The 16,179-nt window shown below is 51.0% G+C and carries 20 protein-coding genes; 9 read left to right on the top strand and 11 right to left on the bottom strand.

Annotated features, from left to right (window positions below; genetic code table 11):
• Positions 1-21: 21 nt before the first annotated feature.
• Positions 22-1,314, bottom strand: coding sequence for a hypothetical protein (locus tag HN413_00525; protein MBT3388873.1), 1,293 nt, complete (start codon positions 1,312-1,314; stop codon positions 22-24).
• A 164-nt stretch (positions 1,315-1,478) separates the two neighbouring features.
• Here HN413_00525 and HN413_00520 point away from each other — a divergent pair, with 164 nt between their 5' ends.
• From HN413_00520 to HN413_00495, 6 genes are all read left to right on the top strand, one after another.
• Entirely contained in the window at positions 1,479-2,177 is a 699-nt protein-coding gene (locus HN413_00520; protein ID MBT3388872.1) for a DUF2461 domain-containing protein, read from the top strand.
• 9 nt (positions 2,178-2,186) lie between these two features.
• A complete protein-coding gene (locus tag HN413_00515) occupies positions 2,187-2,678 on the top strand; it encodes a hypothetical protein (GenBank protein MBT3388871.1) in 492 nt (163 codons plus the stop codon).
• 288 nt (positions 2,679-2,966) lie between these two features.
• Positions 2,967-3,998, top strand: a complete 1,032-nt coding sequence (locus HN413_00510; GenBank protein ID MBT3388870.1) for an ABC transporter ATP-binding protein — start codon at positions 2,967-2,969, stop codon at positions 3,996-3,998.
• 118 nt (positions 3,999-4,116) lie between these two features.
• Positions 4,117-4,848 carry an ABC transporter permease gene (locus HN413_00505; protein MBT3388869.1) on the top strand — a complete coding sequence of 244 codons (732 nt, stop codon included), beginning with the start codon at positions 4,117-4,119 and terminating at the stop codon, positions 4,846-4,848.
• 9 nt (positions 4,849-4,857) lie between these two features.
• On the top strand, positions 4,858-5,757 hold the full coding sequence (locus HN413_00500; GenBank protein MBT3388868.1) for an ABC transporter permease: 900 nt from the start codon (positions 4,858-4,860) through the stop codon (positions 5,755-5,757).
• A 24-nt stretch (positions 5,758-5,781) separates the two neighbouring features.
• The gene (locus HN413_00495) at positions 5,782-6,300 is read left to right on the top strand and encodes a methylated-DNA--[protein]-cysteine S-methyltransferase (protein MBT3388867.1); all 519 of its coding nucleotides are present in this window, start codon (positions 5,782-5,784) and stop codon (positions 6,298-6,300) included.
• 6 nt (positions 6,301-6,306) lie between these two features.
• On the opposite strand, the gene ssb is transcribed toward HN413_00495, so the two are convergent.
• On the bottom strand, positions 6,307-6,669 hold the full coding sequence (gene ssb / locus HN413_00490) for a single-stranded DNA-binding protein (protein MBT3388866.1): 363 nt from the start codon (positions 6,667-6,669) through the stop codon (positions 6,307-6,309).
• Positions 6,670-6,830: 161 nt separating this feature from the next.
• On the opposite strand from ssb, the gene HN413_00485 reads away from it, so the two are divergent.
• Both HN413_00485 and HN413_00480 read left to right on the top strand, forming a co-directional pair.
• Complete coding sequence (locus HN413_00485) at positions 6,831-7,460, top strand: deoxynucleoside kinase (GenBank protein MBT3388865.1); 630 nt, start codon at positions 6,831-6,833, stop codon at positions 7,458-7,460.
• Positions 7,461-7,515: 55 nt separating this feature from the next.
• Positions 7,516-8,520: a hypothetical protein gene (locus HN413_00480; GenBank protein MBT3388864.1), complete on the top strand. Its 1,005-nt coding sequence runs from the start codon at positions 7,516-7,518 to the stop codon at positions 8,518-8,520.
• Here the strand turns inward: HN413_00480 and HN413_00475 are convergent.
• The 9 genes from HN413_00475 to HN413_00435 all read right to left on the bottom strand — a co-directional run bounded on the left by HN413_00475 (position 8,517) and on the right by HN413_00435 (position 15,471).
• The gene (locus HN413_00475) at positions 8,517-9,740 is read right to left on the bottom strand and encodes a GAF domain-containing sensor histidine kinase (GenBank protein MBT3388863.1); all 1,224 of its coding nucleotides are present in this window, start codon (positions 9,738-9,740) and stop codon (positions 8,517-8,519) included. The two genes, HN413_00480 and HN413_00475, sit on opposite strands and share 4 nt — an antisense overlap.
• A 15-nt stretch (positions 9,741-9,755) precedes the next feature.
• Positions 9,756-10,502 carry an Ig-like domain-containing protein gene (locus HN413_00470; GenBank protein MBT3388862.1) on the bottom strand — a complete coding sequence of 249 codons (747 nt, stop codon included), beginning with the start codon at positions 10,500-10,502 and terminating at the stop codon, positions 9,756-9,758.
• Positions 10,503-10,553: 51 nt separating this feature from the next.
• Entirely contained in the window at positions 10,554-11,348 is a 795-nt protein-coding gene (locus HN413_00465; protein ID MBT3388861.1) for an ABC transporter permease subunit, read from the bottom strand.
• A 14-nt stretch (positions 11,349-11,362) separates the two neighbouring features.
• Positions 11,363-12,289 (bottom strand): ABC transporter ATP-binding protein, encoded by a 927-nt coding sequence (locus tag HN413_00460; GenBank protein ID MBT3388860.1) that lies wholly within the window; start codon positions 12,287-12,289, stop codon positions 11,363-11,365.
• Positions 12,290-12,292: 3 nt separating this feature from the next.
• Entirely contained in the window at positions 12,293-13,153 is an 861-nt protein-coding gene (locus HN413_00455) for a YhfC family intramembrane metalloprotease (GenBank protein ID MBT3388859.1), read from the bottom strand.
• Between the two features lie 138 nt (positions 13,154-13,291).
• Positions 13,292-13,798 (bottom strand): hypothetical protein, encoded by a 507-nt coding sequence (locus HN413_00450; protein MBT3388858.1) that lies wholly within the window; start codon positions 13,796-13,798, stop codon positions 13,292-13,294.
• Positions 13,799-13,813: 15 nt separating this feature from the next.
• Positions 13,814-14,041 carry a hypothetical protein gene (locus HN413_00445; protein MBT3388857.1) on the bottom strand — a complete coding sequence of 76 codons (228 nt, stop codon included), beginning with the start codon at positions 14,039-14,041 and terminating at the stop codon, positions 13,814-13,816.
• 72 nt (positions 14,042-14,113) lie between these two features.
• The gene (locus HN413_00440) at positions 14,114-15,019 is read right to left on the bottom strand and encodes a slipin family protein (protein ID MBT3388856.1); all 906 of its coding nucleotides are present in this window, start codon (positions 15,017-15,019) and stop codon (positions 14,114-14,116) included.
• A 32-nt stretch (positions 15,020-15,051) separates the two neighbouring features.
• Positions 15,052-15,471: a GntR family transcriptional regulator gene (locus HN413_00435; GenBank protein MBT3388855.1), complete on the bottom strand. Its 420-nt coding sequence runs from the start codon at positions 15,469-15,471 to the stop codon at positions 15,052-15,054.
• Between the two features lie 201 nt (positions 15,472-15,672).
• Between HN413_00435 and HN413_00430 the strand changes: the two genes are divergently transcribed.
• Positions 15,673-16,158 carry a hypothetical protein gene (locus HN413_00430; protein MBT3388854.1) on the top strand — a complete coding sequence of 162 codons (486 nt, stop codon included), beginning with the start codon at positions 15,673-15,675 and terminating at the stop codon, positions 16,156-16,158.
• Positions 16,159-16,179: the final 21 nt, after the last annotated feature.

The following is a 16,179-nucleotide window of genomic DNA, read 5'->3' as shown; positions in this document are numbered from 1 at the left end:
CCCATCGGGCTATTTATGTTGTCAAAGTACTTGCCTCTCCGACAAACTGCTAGGCCATTTTTTAAAGGAAAAGACGGCAAGCAATGGTAGCAGCCCCAGCGTTTTAAATAACTGTATCCAGGTAACCGGCCTTTGAACATTAAAACTGAACAATTCCCACCCCGGTGGGTGCCCATAAGGGATTACTAACTCCTGCGGGTTATAGAAAGTTCGCAAACCGAAAAAAATAACCCCATACACAAACATCGCTGACATAAAAATAATGCTGTTTTTGATTGAAATTCGCTTCAGTGGGCGGCGGTAGACAAGGTGCCCAAAGAGCATGATCGGAATCAGTCCACTCGTCTCCCTGTTCAACGCGGCAAGAGCCATTAGAGGAATTATCCAGCCGTATTTTTTTCGCAGGATCAAAAGCCCTGCTGCTAAATAAAACAGAATATCAAAGTAGGTGTTGAATTGTAAATCACTATCATAATACGCTGGCGGAAAAGCGGATGCCAGCAACACCACGCCCAAAATGGCCGTATATCGATTCAGGCCTAGCGACCGATAATAAACTGAAGCAACTCCAAAAATAAGAACATCCTGGATGAATCTAAGCCCAATGAACCCGACCGCTTCGGGCTGATTTATGTCCAGCATTATCAGCACCCGAATAATCGTCTCCACGAGGTAATTTGCCAATACCCGATATTGCCATGGATTCCCTGCTACACCGGCCAGAACATCCTGGTGTCGCTGAATTTGAGTTCCCTGAGTTAGCCAATCCAATCCTTTCCACCAAATTTGAATATAAACTGTTATAGTGCCCAGAGCAGTCGAAATAAGCAAAATAAGCGCAATCTCAAGAAGTTTCCTGCGCAAAATATTGCGTCGTTCCTTTGACATGTGGAGAACCAAAAAGATCAGGTTTTGAACCCCCAGAAATACAAGCAAAGCAGCAATGGGGCTGAGGCGCAGCAACAAAGGATAGTACCCCCGATGTGCAAATAACCAGCTTATCAACACCCCAGTGCAAAGAAACACATCTATCAATAAAACAACAAACAAGCCATACGTACGATTTTCATTTTGATAAAGCGTTTCTAAAGTGTTCTTCACCCGCTGAGAAAAATCCCGTGAGCGATGAGCAAATATGGTAGCGCCCGATAAGAATAGTATATATACCAAAACCCCTACCAAAAATGCAAACCGTACAGGCGAATACCCCAAAATGCTAAAATTTGAAACATCCCTGGGAATCAACAACAGCGCCAAGAAACTTGCTCCGGCCTCAATCAGCGACAAATAAATAAGATTTTTAATATTGCCCAAAAACATGCGCGTAGTCCTCAACAACAGAAGTCGGGATACAGAATGATAGAATGATTGTATCTAATTCTATCGCACTTCTGCCGTTCAACCGCTTTTGGAAATTCTTGCAACAGAACATAAGTTCGATTATAATCTGGAGTTGATTTATCTAAAAGGAGCAGTGTATGACATCTGCATTTAAGGGTTTCCCTAAGGAAACAATTCAATTTTTCAATGCGCTGGAAGCCAATAACAACAAGACCTGGTTCAATGCACATAAACCCGATTTTGAAGACTATGTGATGTCACCAGCACGGGCGTTTGTTGTGGCAATGGGCGAACGCCTGCGCGAGCTTTCTCCCGGCATCGTTGCCGATCCGCGCGTTAACAAATCCATCTTCCGCATTTACCGCGATGTGCGCTTCAGCAAAGACAAAACACCTTATAAGACAAATTTGGGGCTGTGGTTTTGGACGGGAGCCGGGCACAAGTTTGAGAACCCTGGCTACTACTTCCACATGGATGCAGAAAACCTGATGCTGGCTGTAGGTATCCACAACTTCGTGAAACCATTGCTCAAAGCCTATCGCGACGCGGTGGTGGACGAGCAATTGGGTGCAACCCTGGCGCAAGCCGTCAAAAACGTAGCCCAGGCCGGTTACAATGTAGGTGAGATTTCTTACAAACGCACGCCGCGCGGCTACGACCCCGAACACCCCAACGCGGCCTTATTGCTGCATGGCGGCCTGACGGCAGGTATCAACCTCGGGCTGCCAGAACAACTCCACTCGTCCGCGCTGATTGACTTCAGTTTCACGCACTTCCGCAAGCTGACCCCCATCGTCGAATGGCTGCAAACCATGAAAGCGGAATCCGCTCTTTAAGGAATCAAAATGATAACCCCAAAAAATACCTTACCCGAATATCGCTACGGAGCGGCGCGCACGATGGTCTTCCTACGCGGCCAGTATTTGCTGGAATTTTGGTCAGCCTGGCAACAAGCGAAGGCGATCAACCTGCAACTGCCCGAAACGGACGATCCGGGATATGTCTCGCTAGAAACATTATTGGCACATGTGCTGAGCGCCGATCGAGGCTATCTGGTATGGATCTGCAAGCAGTTGGAACTGCCTGACCCCGAAATCCAGCCGCGGCTCGAAATTGAGGTCATCGCGGCTCAGGCCGAGGGTTATATTGCCCATCTGATCGATCGTTGGCGGCTGCCCCTGGCTGAGGTTGATGAAAAACGTTTCTACCGGGCAGAATATGCATCGAATTGGGGCGTGCGCTACTGTATCGACGCCATGCTCGAACATGCTGTGATGCACCCCATTCTGCACCGTGTTCAACTTCAGGAATTACTGGAGGAACAATCACCCGCCTGAAAAGCGCGCATTTCTCCCAGAATCGCCGAGAGCCGGGTTCGCCATACCCGGCTCTCTCTAAGGAGGAGAAGAAGAGAAATCGCCCTTCAAGAGTTAATATATCAACAAGCCTGTTATCTTGCTTGACGCTTAACCTACGATTGCCCTACGGAATCCCATCAAGTTTGATAGCTTGGTGCTTTTTTATATATTTTTGATAATTCTGTATTGGTCTTCGTTTTGTTCGAGACTGAGTAGTCACAAAATATATAGCTATTTGTGTTGAATCAAACAATTGGAAACCGCGCTATGGAATATGCCATTCACACCGAAAAATTAGGCCGCGTTTACAAGCTGCGCCACGCAAAAAAAGAAGACCCCCAGGAACTGACCGCCCTGCAAGATGTTAACTTGCAAGTCAAGCCGGGCGAGTTATTTGGGCTGCTCGGCCCCAACGGAGCCGGGAAAACCACCCTCATCAAGATTCTCACCACTTTGCTCGGCCCCACCTCGGGCATAGCCCGCGTCACCGGGCTGGATGTCACCCAAGAGGCCCAAAACGTGCGCGCCCGCATCAACATGGTTTCAGGCGGCGAATCTTCCGGCTATGGCCTGCTGACTGTGCGCGAAAATCTGTGGATGTTCAGCCAGTTCTATGGTTTACCCTCCAAAGCCGCCAACCAGCGCATCGATGAACTGCTCAAAATCGTCGGGCTGGAGGATCGCAAAAATACCAAATCGTCTGATCTCTCCACCGGCCTGCGCCAAAAGATGAATATCGTGCGCGGCTTCATGACCGACCCCGATGTGCTCTTTCTTGACGAACCCACCCTGGGTCTCGACGTAGGCGCATCGCGCGATGTGCGCCGTTTCATCCGCCAATGGGTAGATGAAAATCGCCCTCTCCCCCAGGGAGAGGGACGGGGGGAGGGCCGCACATTGTTGCTCACCACGCACTACATGGTCGAAGCCGATGAACTCTGCGACCGGGTGGCGATCATCAACAAAGGGCGCGTGCTGGCCTGTGATACTCCGGCAAATTTGAAACACGGTTTGCAGCAGGATGCCATCTTCAAGATGACGCTCAGCCCCCTCAACGGGCTGAACGTGACTCAGCTCGAAGCGTTGGCCGGAGTCAAAAAAGTGACTCATACGCCCCAGGATGGCGCTGCCGAGTTAGACCTGATTCTCGAAAGCGATGATGCCCTCGGCGGGCTGGTAACGCTGCTGACCTCCAACGATATTCACATTCGCAATTTACAGAAACGCGAACCCACCCTGGAAGATGTTTTCGTCGATCTGGTCGGACACAGTATGCAGGAGATAGAAGTCCGTGAGTAGCCAAAGCCTCACCGTCCATAAAACCATCCCCAAGAATAGCGGCGCACGGCTCTTCATCCAGACGGTGCTGGCGCGCGCCTATCCGCGCATCATTGGGCAGCAGCGCGAAAAATCGTGGATGTTCTTCGATATTGTCATGCCCTTGCTGGCTGTCTCGGCGTATGTCTTCGTCTACCAGGCGATTGGTGCGCCGGAAGAATATGTGGGCTTCGTCGTCATGGGCGGAGCGATGACCGCCTTCTGGATGAACGTACTCTGGAGTATGTCGAGCCAGTTGTATTGGGAAAAAGAAATGGGCAATCTGGCCCTGTATGTGATGGCCCCTAACTCGATGATGGCGATTCTGCTGGGCATGGCGCTCGGCGGTTTGGTGGCGACCACGCTACGGGCGCTGGCGATTACCATTCTGGGCAGTTGGCTATTCCAAATCCCCTATCAGGTGACCAGTTTTTGGCAGCTATTCTTGGTCTTCACGCTGGCGATGATTGCGCTCTACGGTATGGGGATGCTGTTCGCCTCATTATTCCTGCTGCTCAGCCGCGAGGCCTGGCATCTCTCCAATCTGGCGCAAGAGCCAGTGTACCTGTTCTCGGGGTTTTATTTCCCGATCAAGAGTCTCAACTTTTGGGTGGCCGCCTCCGCTTCAATTATTCCGCTCACCCTCGGGCTGGACGCGATGCGCCAACTCGTCTTCGAGTCCGGCGCGGCGCTGGGTTTTCTCAGTGTGCCCCTCGAAATCGGAATCCTGGCAATTTTGAGCGTCGTCTTCGTGACAGCGGCAAAATACTTGCTGGCCTATATGGAACGGTTGTCGATCCGCGAAGGACGCATCACGGAGAGCAGACGGTAGAAAATGGCAATGACAAATCAAAAATCAAAAATCTTCAATCTGAAATCTCTAGTCCCCGATCGCCAGACCTTCACCCGCTCGTTCCGCATGGCGGCGTGGCTGGGCTGGCAAATCGAATCCAACTGGACCGACCCCTTTTTGTTCGCCATCTATTCCATCATCAAGCCGCTCTCCGGGGCCGCGATTCTGGTGGTAATGTACAGCATTGTCTCCGGGGGCAATTTCGAGTCGCCCATCTTCCCCTATATTTATCTGGGCAATGCCTTCTATATGTATGTCGGGCAGGTGATGACCGGAATCTCATGGGCCATCATCGACGACCGCGAACACTACAAAACGCTCAAATATATGTATATGGCCCCCATCCATATGCCCACATATTTGATGGGGCGCGGTGTGGCGCGCTTTATTGTCGCTTCAATCTCCGTGCTGATTACAATTCTGTTCGGGGTGGCTTTCCTGCATATTCAGATCGATTTGGCGGCGGTCAATTGGGGTTTGTTTTTTCTCTCGCTGTTCATCGGGGTGATAATGCTCGCCATGATGGGGCTGATTCTGGCCGGAATCACGCTGATGCTCGCCAATCATGTCTGGTTCATCGGCGACGCCACCGCTGGAGCGTTGTATCTCTTCAGCGGGGCGATTTTCCCCCTCGATGTGCTGCCCGCCTTTTTACGCCCTATCGGGTTTATCATGCCGATCACCTACTGGCTGGAGCTGCTGCGCCGCTCGCTGGTGGGTTCGGTTGCCCAGGCATTTCCTACGCTGGCAGGTTTCAGCAACGCCCAACTGCTCTACATTCTCATCGGCCTGACGATAGTGTTCGGCGTGCTTTCGGCGGTGGTCTTCCACTGGTGCGAATTCCGGGCGCGCGAGCGCGGTATGCTGGATATGGTGACAAATTATTAAATGCTGAATGGCGAGTGATGAATTATGAATGACGTTCTCTATATTGGCTGGACACCCCCGACACCCCTGGGCATCATCTGGGTAGCGGTCAGCGAAGCCGGGCTGGTTGCCATTTCATTGGGCGATGAGCTAGAAATTTTCAACGCCGAATTGGCCGCCCGGCTCCCTCGGGCACAGATTACCCCCGACGAAAGCCGCACCTACTTATTTACAAGTCAGATTGCCGCCTATCTCGCCGGAGAACGCACCGAGTTTGATCTGCCCATTGATTGGTCGGTGATGTCTCCCTTTCAGCAAAAAGCTTTACAAGCTACCCTCGAAATTCCGAATGGCGAGACGCGTACCTATGGCGAGATTGCAGCATTGGCAGGCTCACCAGGCGCAGCCCGCGGCGTGGGGCGCGCCGAGGCCACGAATCCCATCCCTTTGGTGATTCCCTGCCATCGCGTGCTCAACGCCGATGGCAAGCTGCACGGTTATAGCGGGCGCGGCGGGCTGGAGACCAAAGCCTGGCTGCTGAAACTGGAGCAAGCCGAATTTTAGTTGTTCTTATTCGTCGGTGTCTTCTTCGAGTTCAGGCTCTTCAGCTTTGCGGTCGAGCATTTGCATCTGCGAGGCGACTACTTTGGTGAAATAACGCGCTTCGCCCTCGTCGCCCACGCGATCGATTTGCAGGCGGCCTTCCACAAATACCAGGCGCCCCTTGCCCAAATACTGCTGGCAAATCTCGCCCAGACGCCCCCAGGTTTCGACATTAAACCAGTCGGTGGCTTCCTGCACTCCGTCACTGCTTTTCCAACGACGGCTGACGGCTACGCTGAATGTACACACTTTCTTGCCGGATGGCGTCATGCGAGTTTCGGGGTCTTTCCCTAAATAACCAATCAGTTGCACACGATTTAGACCAGGCATAGCTATCCTCCATTTTTTGCTCTGCTTCGACTTTAGTAGATAAAAAACATATCATTATCATTATAAATATTAATATTATTTCGTCAATACCCCCGTTGCATCCTCCCATAAAGGCTGGTATCCTTTGTGGCAGCCAAACAATCTACACACTTTGAGGGATTATGTATATCGCAATCGAAGGCGTAATTGGCGTTGGGAAAACCACCCTTGCCCGCCTGCTACAACCCACATTCAACGCCAAACTGATGCTCGAAGTCTTCGAAGAAAATCCTTTTTTGGCCGATTTCTACGGCGATCGCGACCGTTACGCCTTTCAAACCCAAATTTTCTTTTTGCTCAGCCGCTACCACCAGCAACGCGCTGTCGCAAAATTGCTCACGCCAGAGCAAGGCGTGATTTCAGATTATACGTTCAAGAAAGATGCCCTTTTCGCCGAAATCAACCTTGAAGGCGATGAACTTGATACCTATCATCAGGTACATAATGCCCTCGCAGAGAAGATCATCTTGCCCAATTTGATCGTATATTTACGCGCCAGCACCGATGTGCTGATGCAGCGCATCGCCCACCGCGATCGCCCCTACGAACGTGATATGGATCGCAACTATATCGACGATCTCAATCAGGCCTATGAATCCTTTTTCAGCGATGGCTTCAATGGCCCGCGCTTGCTGGTAGTCGAAACAGACCATCTCAACTATATCGCCAATAACGAAGATCTAAAATGGGTTGAGAATCGGATTCGACAATCGCTGGATATACCCCCCTATCAAACCGAGTTGCTGATCTAGCTCCGGCGTGCTGCTGCATAATCTGCAGGATACTGCCCCGAGGAGGAGAGAACGGATGCAAATTACACCAGAAACTCTCAAACAATTTGCCGAAAACACGGTAGAAAAGATGACTCGCGGCAATTTCGAAATCATCGGTGCTTATTTACGAGGATCACTATGCCTGCTCGAAAGCCCGCTCCTGGGCGGCAGCACCGATATTGATCTCGTGTTCATTCATAGTGGGGATCCCAAAAATCCGCGCGAGATTTTGCGCCTGACCAATGACATCCATCTCGATATTGAACACCACCCGCAAAGAGACTATCTAAAAGGGCGCGAGCTGCGCGTGCATCCCACAATGGGGCCGAGTCTGTTCAATGCGCAGGTTCTCTTTGATCCACAGCATTTTATTGATTTCACCATTGCAACTGTGCGCGGTATGTTCCACCGTGAAGATCATATCATTCAGCGCGCACGTCCTCAAATCGAAAGCGCCCGTTCCCGCTGGATTGAGTTCCAAAATGAACCCGTTTGGAACCACGCCCAAAGCGTCCTGGAGTTTCTGGGGATTGTTGAACAAGCAGCACAGGCGGTGACGTCTTTGGTTGGCGAACCCCTCAGCGAGCGCCGGTTTTTGCCTGCATACGCAGACCGCGTAGAACGTCTGGATAAAGGGGGCATGTACGCCGGGCTGGTGGGCTTATTAGGCGGCGCACGCGTAGATCGTCGCCAGTTGCAGGGTTGGGTAAATGCCTGGGATCAAGTGATGAAAGACGTTTCCTCGTCGCAATGCCCGCCTCAAATCCATCCGCACCGACGCGCATATTATCTCAATGCATTCGACGCGCTACTCAACAGCAACCAGCCTAAAGATGTTCTCTGGCCACTACTCACTACCTGGACATTGGCCGCAGCGACCCTGCCCGATAAAGCCCCAGAAACTCAGCCCTGGCTGGATGCTTGTGAGCAGCTCGGCATTATTGGCGATGATATGGATGAACGTATTGCTGCCCTGGATATGTACCTGGAACAGGTGGAACAAACGGTTGAGATTTGGGCGATGGAACACGGCGCTTAGGAAAAAGCGGACGGCAGAACCACTTTGAAAGTAGCCCCCTGGTTCGGGCCGTCCGATTCAGCCCATATACGCCCCCCGTGCAATTCCACCAGGCCGCGAGCAATAGAAAGTCCCAATCCCAAACCACCATAACGGCGTGTCATATGGTGTTCTACTTGATAAAAATGTTCAAAGATTTGCTCTAATTGATCTTGTGGAATACCTATACCACTGTCTTTAAATTCAATCATCACATCATTATTCCCAGGGTGAATATAAACATCGACTTCGCCGGGTGAAGGGGTAAAGCGAATGGAGTTATTGAGCAAGTTTTGAAAAACTTTTTGCAAACGCTCATCGGCCTGCACCCAAACAGTTTCTTCTGGAAAATGGAATGAAACGCGGATTTCATTTTTGTCCGCAGTCTGTGTCTCTAAAGCATAGGCTTGCTCGATAAAGGTTTGCAGCGCGGTAAGTTCCATGCGAAGTTGCGTCTCTCCGGTGTAGAGCAAATTCATGTTGGTCATATCTTCCAGCAGAGCACGCAAGCGCAGTGCAGCGCTCAACATTGTCTCAGCGTGTTCAGCCAGTTCGCCAGCCGATTCTTCTTTGAGAAATGTTGCATACCCCAAAACAATACCTAACGGCGTGCGTAATTCATGCGAGGCCACGGCCATAAAATCGGCTTTAAGTTTGTCGGCCTGACGCAAATTTTCATTGGCGAGTTGAAGTTGTTTTACGATTTGCGCGTTTTGGATAGCAATTGCTGCCTGAGCAGCGATAAACGAAAGCATTTGCACATCTTGTTGGGCGAATTCACCTTTATGCTTGTTGGTGGCTTCAATTACCCCAATGGTATGCTCGCGAATATGCAGTGGAGCGCCTAAAAGATTGCGCACCGTGTAATTGGTTCGCTCGGATATCGCCCGAAAATGTCGCGGATCATTTTCAATATCGTTGATCAAAAGGGGAGAGTTTTCTCTGAATATGGTTCCGGCAATACTGCCTTCCAAAGGAATCGGAATATCCCCCAGTTTGATAACTTTCGTATCTGTCGCGGCTGTAAAATAAAGTTGCCCATCTTCTTCATCGTAAAGCATAATCGAGATACCTTCACACTCTAACAGGTCTACACCTGTGCTGAGGATGAAATCCAGAATTTGATCAACATCAAGAGTAGAGTTCAGGGTGAGGCTGATTTCAATCAAATTTTCCAACTGGCGAGGGATTTTCTTTACCATCGTCAACTCCACAAATCAGGACTCAAAACGCGAGTCATCAATCATCTTGCGATATTCAGCATCGTCATTCGCTGGTGCAATTTCACTATTTCCCAGCACACGAAAACGTTCTTCAGCCGCAGCTAATATAGAAGTTGAAGCCCGCGGCACAATTGCCCACTTGCCACAATGCGGGCAACGCTGTAATTTCCCCACCAACATATTGGGCGCCCATAAATTGCGAGCATAGGGGAAAGCACAACGCGGGCAAATCACACCGCCTGCGATGCCATATTCGCCAAGTTTGAATACCTTTTTTCGTCCCAACAAAACTGAACCCCCAGAGCCCAGCAAGGTGAGCAAAGCCACCCCAACCAACAGCGGCACCAGTATCTTGCCAACTTTTTTCCAGGATTGCTCAGCAGAGATGAACATACGCGAAAACTCACTCGATTGTATCTGGCGCCCGTCAACAAAGTAGCCGCTTGCAAAGAACGTATGTTCTCTTAACTCGAAGTCGGCAGTGTTAAATTCATATCGAAAGGGAGCTTCAGATAAGGAGGCGATCAGTTCGCCATCCAAATAATATTCGACACGCGCTAACCCCTCGGGAGAGCGCACCTTGAGCGAAAAACTTCCCTGAATTTCGCCCCCAGCAGCATAGCCAAAATCTTTGCTCAGGCTGACCACGAGCGGCTCGTTTTCGGCTTGCGCCAATATCGAAAACGGGAAAACGAGCAGAACGCATAGCAAGGATCTTATGCGCTGAAAAGTATATTTCATTCGCTGTAGAAAATGGGAGAGATCATTCATCGTGGCTATATTGTAACCGCGTTATTTCCAACGCGTCAAAATTGACTCGCGTTGAAAAAGCTGTAAAGCAAAGGCGAACAAGCCAGCATCCAGAACCACCAGACCCAACGCCATCCATAGGATAATGCGCTCGTTGATGAAAATCAGCCCCGTAGATTGCCCCACAAACAGGCCGATAATCGGGAGAACGAAAATCGCCGAAATTTGTTCTGCCACGCGCGGATCCGAAACCCGCGACGAGATCATCACCGCCAGGCTGACTCCGGCCAGGGCCAGCAATGGCCCCACCACAAAGATAGCACTTAACCACAAGGGATCAAAGAGTTTCGCCAACACCCCGGAGTCCACAGCCAGCAGCCAAGCTCCAATCATATACAAGAAGAAACTCAGCCAGGTTGCTACCACCGCGGGGATCGATGCCGCCAGCGCCTTACCCACCAATAACTCCAGCGTCGTGATCGGCGTCGCCAGCAACGGCTCCAGCGTGCGCGTACTCTTCTCGCCAACGATACTATACGAAGCAAAAGTGATCGGCACAATCATCGGAACCATCATAAAGAGCAGCATAAACTGCGTGACAATAAAATATTGCATACAGCCCGAAGCGTCCAACTCGCCGCACAAATTGGCAAATTGTGGTGGCAAATCTGACATCGCCATCGCTCCGCTCCAATCGCCCGACGAGCGACTGACGTAGAGAATAATCAGCGGCAGAGCGGTAAAAAGCAACGGCAAAAAAGCGACTGTAAAGAACACAAAGCGATTTTTGAAAACTTCAGCCCATTCTTTTTGTATAAGTGTCCAGATTTTCTTCATACTGGAATTTCCTTCTAATCCGCGTTCGATTCCACTAATTGCAAATAGACATCTTCCAGGCGACGACGCAGCTCACCCACAAATTGAATTTCAGCCCCAGCAGCGGCCAACGCGTGTATCAGCGCCGGGTTGTGCGTTTCGGGATCATCCAGGCCAATCACCAATTTGTTTTCCACAACTTCCGCCGAGCGCACAAAATCAAAGCCCGCGGCCAGTGCCGCATAACGCGCTTCTGCCTGGCGCAAATGAAATACCACCGTGCGGCCAAATAATTTCTCGCGTAGCGCGCCAGGCGTATCCAGCGCCAGCAACGTACTGCGCAACACCGCAACCCGGTCGCACAGCCGATCGGCCTCATCCAGATTATGCGTACACAACACAATCGTGCACCCCGCACTCCGCAACTCGGCGATAAACTGACGCATCGTGCGCGCTGCTTGCGGGTCCAAGCCGCTGGTCGGTTCGTCTAAAAAGAGTACTTTCGGTTCGTGCAGCAGCGCCCGCGCAATCGCCAGCTTTTGGCGCATGCCCTTCGAGAAACCGCCCACCGGCTCATGCCGCCGTTCCCACAAACCCAACATGCGCAAATAACGCTCCACCTGCCCGGCTCTATCCGCCACAGCATACATCTGGGCATAAAACATGAGATTGCGCTCGGCGTTCAACTGTTCGTACAGCCCCGGCGCTTCGGTCAGAATGCCCACGCTGCGCCGAATTTCTTGATCTTGCCGCCCAACTTCAAAGCCGTTCACCCAAGCTCTGCCGCCCGTCGGCGCAATCAGCGCACCCAACATGCGCACAGTGGTCGTCTTGCCCGCGCCATTAGGTCCCAGTAAGCCAAAAATTTCCCCGGCCTGAATCTCAAAACTCAGTCGATCCACAGCCAGCACGCGGTCAAAAGATTTGCTCAAATTCTCTACAACGATTCTATGTTCTGTCATCGCTTACCCGGAGAATTTACTCTCTTCAAGATTTTCCACGGAAAGCACAGGCCCGACGGACTCGCTCCGGGGTGGCAGCGGCTCATCGGGTGGAGTCTCAACCTCGGGCTTATTCCGCAAGAGAAAGATCAACCCCACGGCGAATCCGGCCATCACGAACAGGATCAACTCCGTAGGATACACGCCCCACACACGCACCGCATAGACTGCCACCGCGTCAAAAAGTGCGTGCCAGACGATCCCTGTTAAAATCCACAACCTGTTTTTACGGCGAAAGGCTTCCAGAATTAGCAGCGAGGCGCTGAGATGCAGGCACAACGCGCTGATACGCTCGACCGCGCCCATCAGCGCCATCGGCCAGGGAATTGCCCAATAGGCATCAATTTGCGTCTGCGCCAAGGCCACTTGCTCCAGGGGCAGCACCGTTGCCAGGTCCTTGCCGTCCAACGCCAGAATCTGAATCAGCGCATATAATGCCAGAATACCAAGAAAAATCGCTTCAATGCCGCCATGCCCGGCCCCCATCATCAAGCCCGATTTCCAATCACGCGCCTCTTTAGCCCAAAAACGAAAGCCAATATAGCGCGCCAACCCTTCGAAAATACCTGCCGAAAAACCGAAAATGAGCGCGAAATACAACAAGGGCAAACCGCTGGCTGGAGCAGTCAACCCCACGCGCACCAACAGCGGATTCAGCACCAGGAAATTAAACGGCAGATGCAATACCTGCGAGAAGACGAAAACACCTGCCCCGATGAAAAAGAAACGCCACTCCACCCGCAAACGGCGCGCCAATATAACCGCCAAAACGAGTGGCAGGGCAATCATCAAGAGAGCATTCAAAGCGCGTATAAAAATATCCATATCGTTATCTCGTTTCTGTGCGAATATACAAATTCTACTATATCAGGTTTCACGTGAAACTCCGAGAGCAATCGTTCAAAACAACAGGGCATTGTTTCACGTGAAACAATGCCCTGTATGAACGCCCTGCTTTGCTGACTAGCCGCGCGAACGCGCAACGCTAAAAACAACAGCCAAAGAAATCACCAGCATCAAGATTATCATGGGCAAAATGGCTGGAAAGTCATCCGCGGCGCCCGATGTTGAAGATACATACCCAAAGACACCCAGCCCCAACAACAGCATCACCACGCCCATCAGTACCGCCATGCGAGTGGCCATCGTGCCATATTGCGTGCGATATGGATCGTAGTTATCAGGAAGCATGGCATCATGTTTGCGCGCTTCAATCGGGCGGCGAAAGCGGATGCGGCGATTGTCGAATTTTTCGATCATCTCCCAGCCCGCTAACGCTTCTTCTTCGAGTAAATCGGCCAGTACACTGGGGTTACGAAACGCCCCCGCGTCCGAGCGGACGATTTTGAATTCCCATTTTTCGAAATTATCATCATTGTACTGCGTCATGCTTTCTTCCTCTTTTTCTTCTAATCGACGGCGACGGTGTGCCGCGGCGGTTGCTGCAATATGCGCTCCGTGGTATCCCATGATTAACTCTCCCTATTACCATTCACGTTGCTGGCGGGTTCGCTGACGGCGGGCGGCTTCGCTCAGCGGACGCTTGGCAAATACCCAAAACTTATTGCTGCTTTGGGTTTGATGTACGGCAATCACTTCCCAGCCTTCGGCGCCCAGCTCATTCAGTCCGGCTTGAAACTCTTCGGGTTTGATGGCACGCATCACACCGCCAAAGTTTTCTACGATATATTCCCATTCGGTTGCATCGACCATAATACTATCCTTTCAAGTTCTTCAGAAAAGCCTTCCGAGATTTAAAGCAAGTAATCTCGGAAGGCTGGCAAATTACTCCTCAACGGGCGTATTTTGTGCCAGAGCGATCATGCCACTCAACCCGCCCAGGTTCATTGTGTCCACAGCACTGCTGGGAACGATGACCATGGCGCCTTTTTCTTTCAGACCTTCGAAGAGCATATTCATCGCCCGCAGGTGCAACGCCGTCGGATTATTGATGTAGGATTTCGATGCTTCAGCAAACGAGTCGGCAATCTGTTTTTCGGATTCGCCCAGAATGACGCGTGCCTGACGCTCGCGCTCGGCCTGCGCTTGCCGTGACATGGCATCTTCCAATTCTTGCGGAATGACCACATCGCGAATTTCAACAGATTGAACAGTAATCCCCCAGGGGGTAGTCCGCTCATCGATAATGCGCTGCAACTCCGTGTCCATTTTTGCGCGGCCCACCAGGATATTAGCCAAATCCATCTGGCCAATAACTTCTCGCAACGCGGTCTGCGCGGCCCAGGCGATCGCCATTTGGTAGTCTTCCACTTCGAGGGCAGCCTTCTCGGCATCCCACACCATCCAAAAGAGTACTGCATCCACATCTACGGGGACGGTATCTTTGGTGAGGGTTTTTTCAGCGCTAAAGGGTGTAACCATCACGCGGTGATCAATCCATTGGGCGATGGTATCCACCACGGGGAGAATCCAAAACAGGCCCGGGCCCATCAGGCCGCGGAACCTGCCGAAACGCAGCACAACGGCTTTTTCCCACTGACTGGCGATTTTAAGCGCGTACATCAGCAATAAACTGACCAGGGTCATCACTATCGGGAAAGTGACAGTCAGCCAGATATTGGCTCGATTCAAAGCCAGAAGTACGGTTCCGATGGCAGCAATGGCGATGGCAATGCCGAATAATATTCCAGCAACGCCATTGAGGCGATTCGGCTTGTCATTTTTTTTCATTCTACGATAGGTTGGGTTCTTCATCATTCACCTCATGCTTCTTCATTATGCTCTGGCGGCGGCGATCCGGCCTCCTGCCAGAGATGAATATTCTCTTCGAAAATTTCGCGAACTTGCTCGGCTGAATAATCGAGGCTTGCAGCTTCATTGAGGAAACGCCGCGTCAGCCATTCGATATCTTGTCGGCGCAGGGCTTCGCCATTGGCTTCGCTTGATGGTGCGAGAATGAACGTGCCGCGCCCGTGCTGGGTAGAGATCAGACCTTCTTCATCTAACATACGATAGGCTCTTGCAATGGTATTAAAGTTGACTCGTAAATCGGCTGCCAATTGCCGCACTGTGGGGAGCTGGTCGCCGGGTTTCAAGGTTCCGGTTGCGATCATGTGTTTGATCTGATCGATGATTTGCACGTAAATTGGAATTTTGGAGAGCAGGTCAATTCGTATCTGCATAACGCCTCCTCTGAATATTGTATCTTTGTATAATTGTATTATTGTATGCTGAATTATTATATACAATTATACAATTTTGTCAAGCGCGGACTTTTTACCACCACCTTGCCCATAGTATCTCTAACCTATTGTAAAAAGAGTCATTTACCTATAAGGTTGTCCCACGGTTCATCACATTGTTTTTATACGAGGAACATTCAGATGAATAAAATGATACGCATTCTTACTCTTCCGGGCATAGTGCTGGTGTTATCACTGCTTAGCACAAAGACCGTGGCTGCCCAAGGAGAGACAATACCAAACCCTCCGATGGGATTGTATAACTACGATTCAGCATTTGTGCCTCTCGCTGGTGGCACTACCACCGAGGTTTGTTTTACCTTGCCAGATTACGCCAACAGGGAAAATAATATCTACATTCGCTATTGGGCGGTAGATTCAGAAAAATGGGTTGAGCTAAAAACAACGTTTAATCAGGGCGTTGCTTGTGCTACCGCGACCACACCGGGCATCTTTGCGTTACAGGGGCCGCAGTGGTTACGGACGAATCCGCCACCACCACCGCCAACACCGTCACCGCCACCGGATATAAACAACGAGGGGGCAACTATTAATCTCTTCCTCGATGGGAGCATTCTTCTTGCTGGTGGCCCCGGAATCCTGATCTCGCCTATTCCAATTACATAAACCCATTTTGTCAGACTGTCA

It is taken from the genome of Chloroflexota bacterium (assembly GCA_018648225.1).
Classification (GTDB): Bacteria; Chloroflexota; Anaerolineae; order Anaerolineales; family UBA11858; genus NIOZ-UU35.
This window is presented reverse-complemented; position numbering and strand designations above follow the sequence as displayed.

What these genes read in the sequence shown, in the direction of transcription:
- HN413_00520 (MBT3388872.1), top strand. Translation starts at nt 1,479, where the DNA reads ATGACATCTGCATTTAAGGGTTTCCCTAAGGAAACAATTCAATTTTTC.
- HN413_00515 (MBT3388871.1), top strand. Translation starts at nt 2,187, where the DNA reads ATGATAACCCCAAAAAATACCTTACCCGAATATCGCTACGGAGCGGCG.
- HN413_00510 (MBT3388870.1), top strand. Translation starts at nt 2,967, where the DNA reads ATGGAATATGCCATTCACACCGAAAAATTAGGCCGCGTTTACAAGCTG.
- HN413_00505 (MBT3388869.1), top strand. Translation starts at nt 4,117, where the DNA reads ATGTTCTTCGATATTGTCATGCCCTTGCTGGCTGTCTCGGCGTATGTC.
- HN413_00500 (MBT3388868.1), top strand. Translation starts at nt 4,858, where the DNA reads ATGACAAATCAAAAATCAAAAATCTTCAATCTGAAATCTCTAGTCCCC.
- HN413_00495 (MBT3388867.1), top strand. Translation starts at nt 5,782, where the DNA reads ATGAATGACGTTCTCTATATTGGCTGGACACCCCCGACACCCCTGGGC.
- ssb (MBT3388866.1), bottom strand. Translation starts at nt 6,669, where the DNA reads ATGCCTGGTCTAAATCGTGTGCAACTGATTGGTTATTTAGGGAAAGAC.
- HN413_00485 (MBT3388865.1), top strand. Translation starts at nt 6,831, where the DNA reads ATGTATATCGCAATCGAAGGCGTAATTGGCGTTGGGAAAACCACCCTT.
- HN413_00480 (MBT3388864.1), top strand. Translation starts at nt 7,516, where the DNA reads ATGCAAATTACACCAGAAACTCTCAAACAATTTGCCGAAAACACGGTA.
- HN413_00475 (MBT3388863.1), bottom strand. Translation starts at nt 9,740, where the DNA reads ATGGTAAAGAAAATCCCTCGCCAGTTGGAAAATTTGATTGAAATCAGC.
- HN413_00470 (MBT3388862.1), bottom strand. Translation starts at nt 10,502, where the DNA reads ATGAAATATACTTTTCAGCGCATAAGATCCTTGCTATGCGTTCTGCTC.
- HN413_00465 (MBT3388861.1), bottom strand. Translation starts at nt 11,348, where the DNA reads ATGAAGAAAATCTGGACACTTATACAAAAAGAATGGGCTGAAGTTTTC.
- HN413_00460 (MBT3388860.1), bottom strand. Translation starts at nt 12,289, where the DNA reads ATGACAGAACATAGAATCGTTGTAGAGAATTTGAGCAAATCTTTTGAC.
- HN413_00455 (MBT3388859.1), bottom strand. Translation starts at nt 13,153, where the DNA reads ATGGATATTTTTATACGCGCTTTGAATGCTCTCTTGATGATTGCCCTG.
- HN413_00450 (MBT3388858.1), bottom strand. Translation starts at nt 13,798, where the DNA reads ATGGGATACCACGGAGCGCATATTGCAGCAACCGCCGCGGCACACCGT.
- HN413_00445 (MBT3388857.1), bottom strand. Translation starts at nt 14,041, where the DNA reads ATGGTCGATGCAACCGAATGGGAATATATCGTAGAAAACTTTGGCGGT.
- HN413_00440 (MBT3388856.1), bottom strand. Translation starts at nt 15,019, where the DNA reads ATGAAAAAAAATGACAAGCCGAATCGCCTCAATGGCGTTGCTGGAATA.
- HN413_00435 (MBT3388855.1), bottom strand. Translation starts at nt 15,471, where the DNA reads ATGCAGATACGAATTGACCTGCTCTCCAAAATTCCAATTTACGTGCAA.
- HN413_00430 (MBT3388854.1), top strand. Translation starts at nt 15,673, where the DNA reads ATGAATAAAATGATACGCATTCTTACTCTTCCGGGCATAGTGCTGGTG.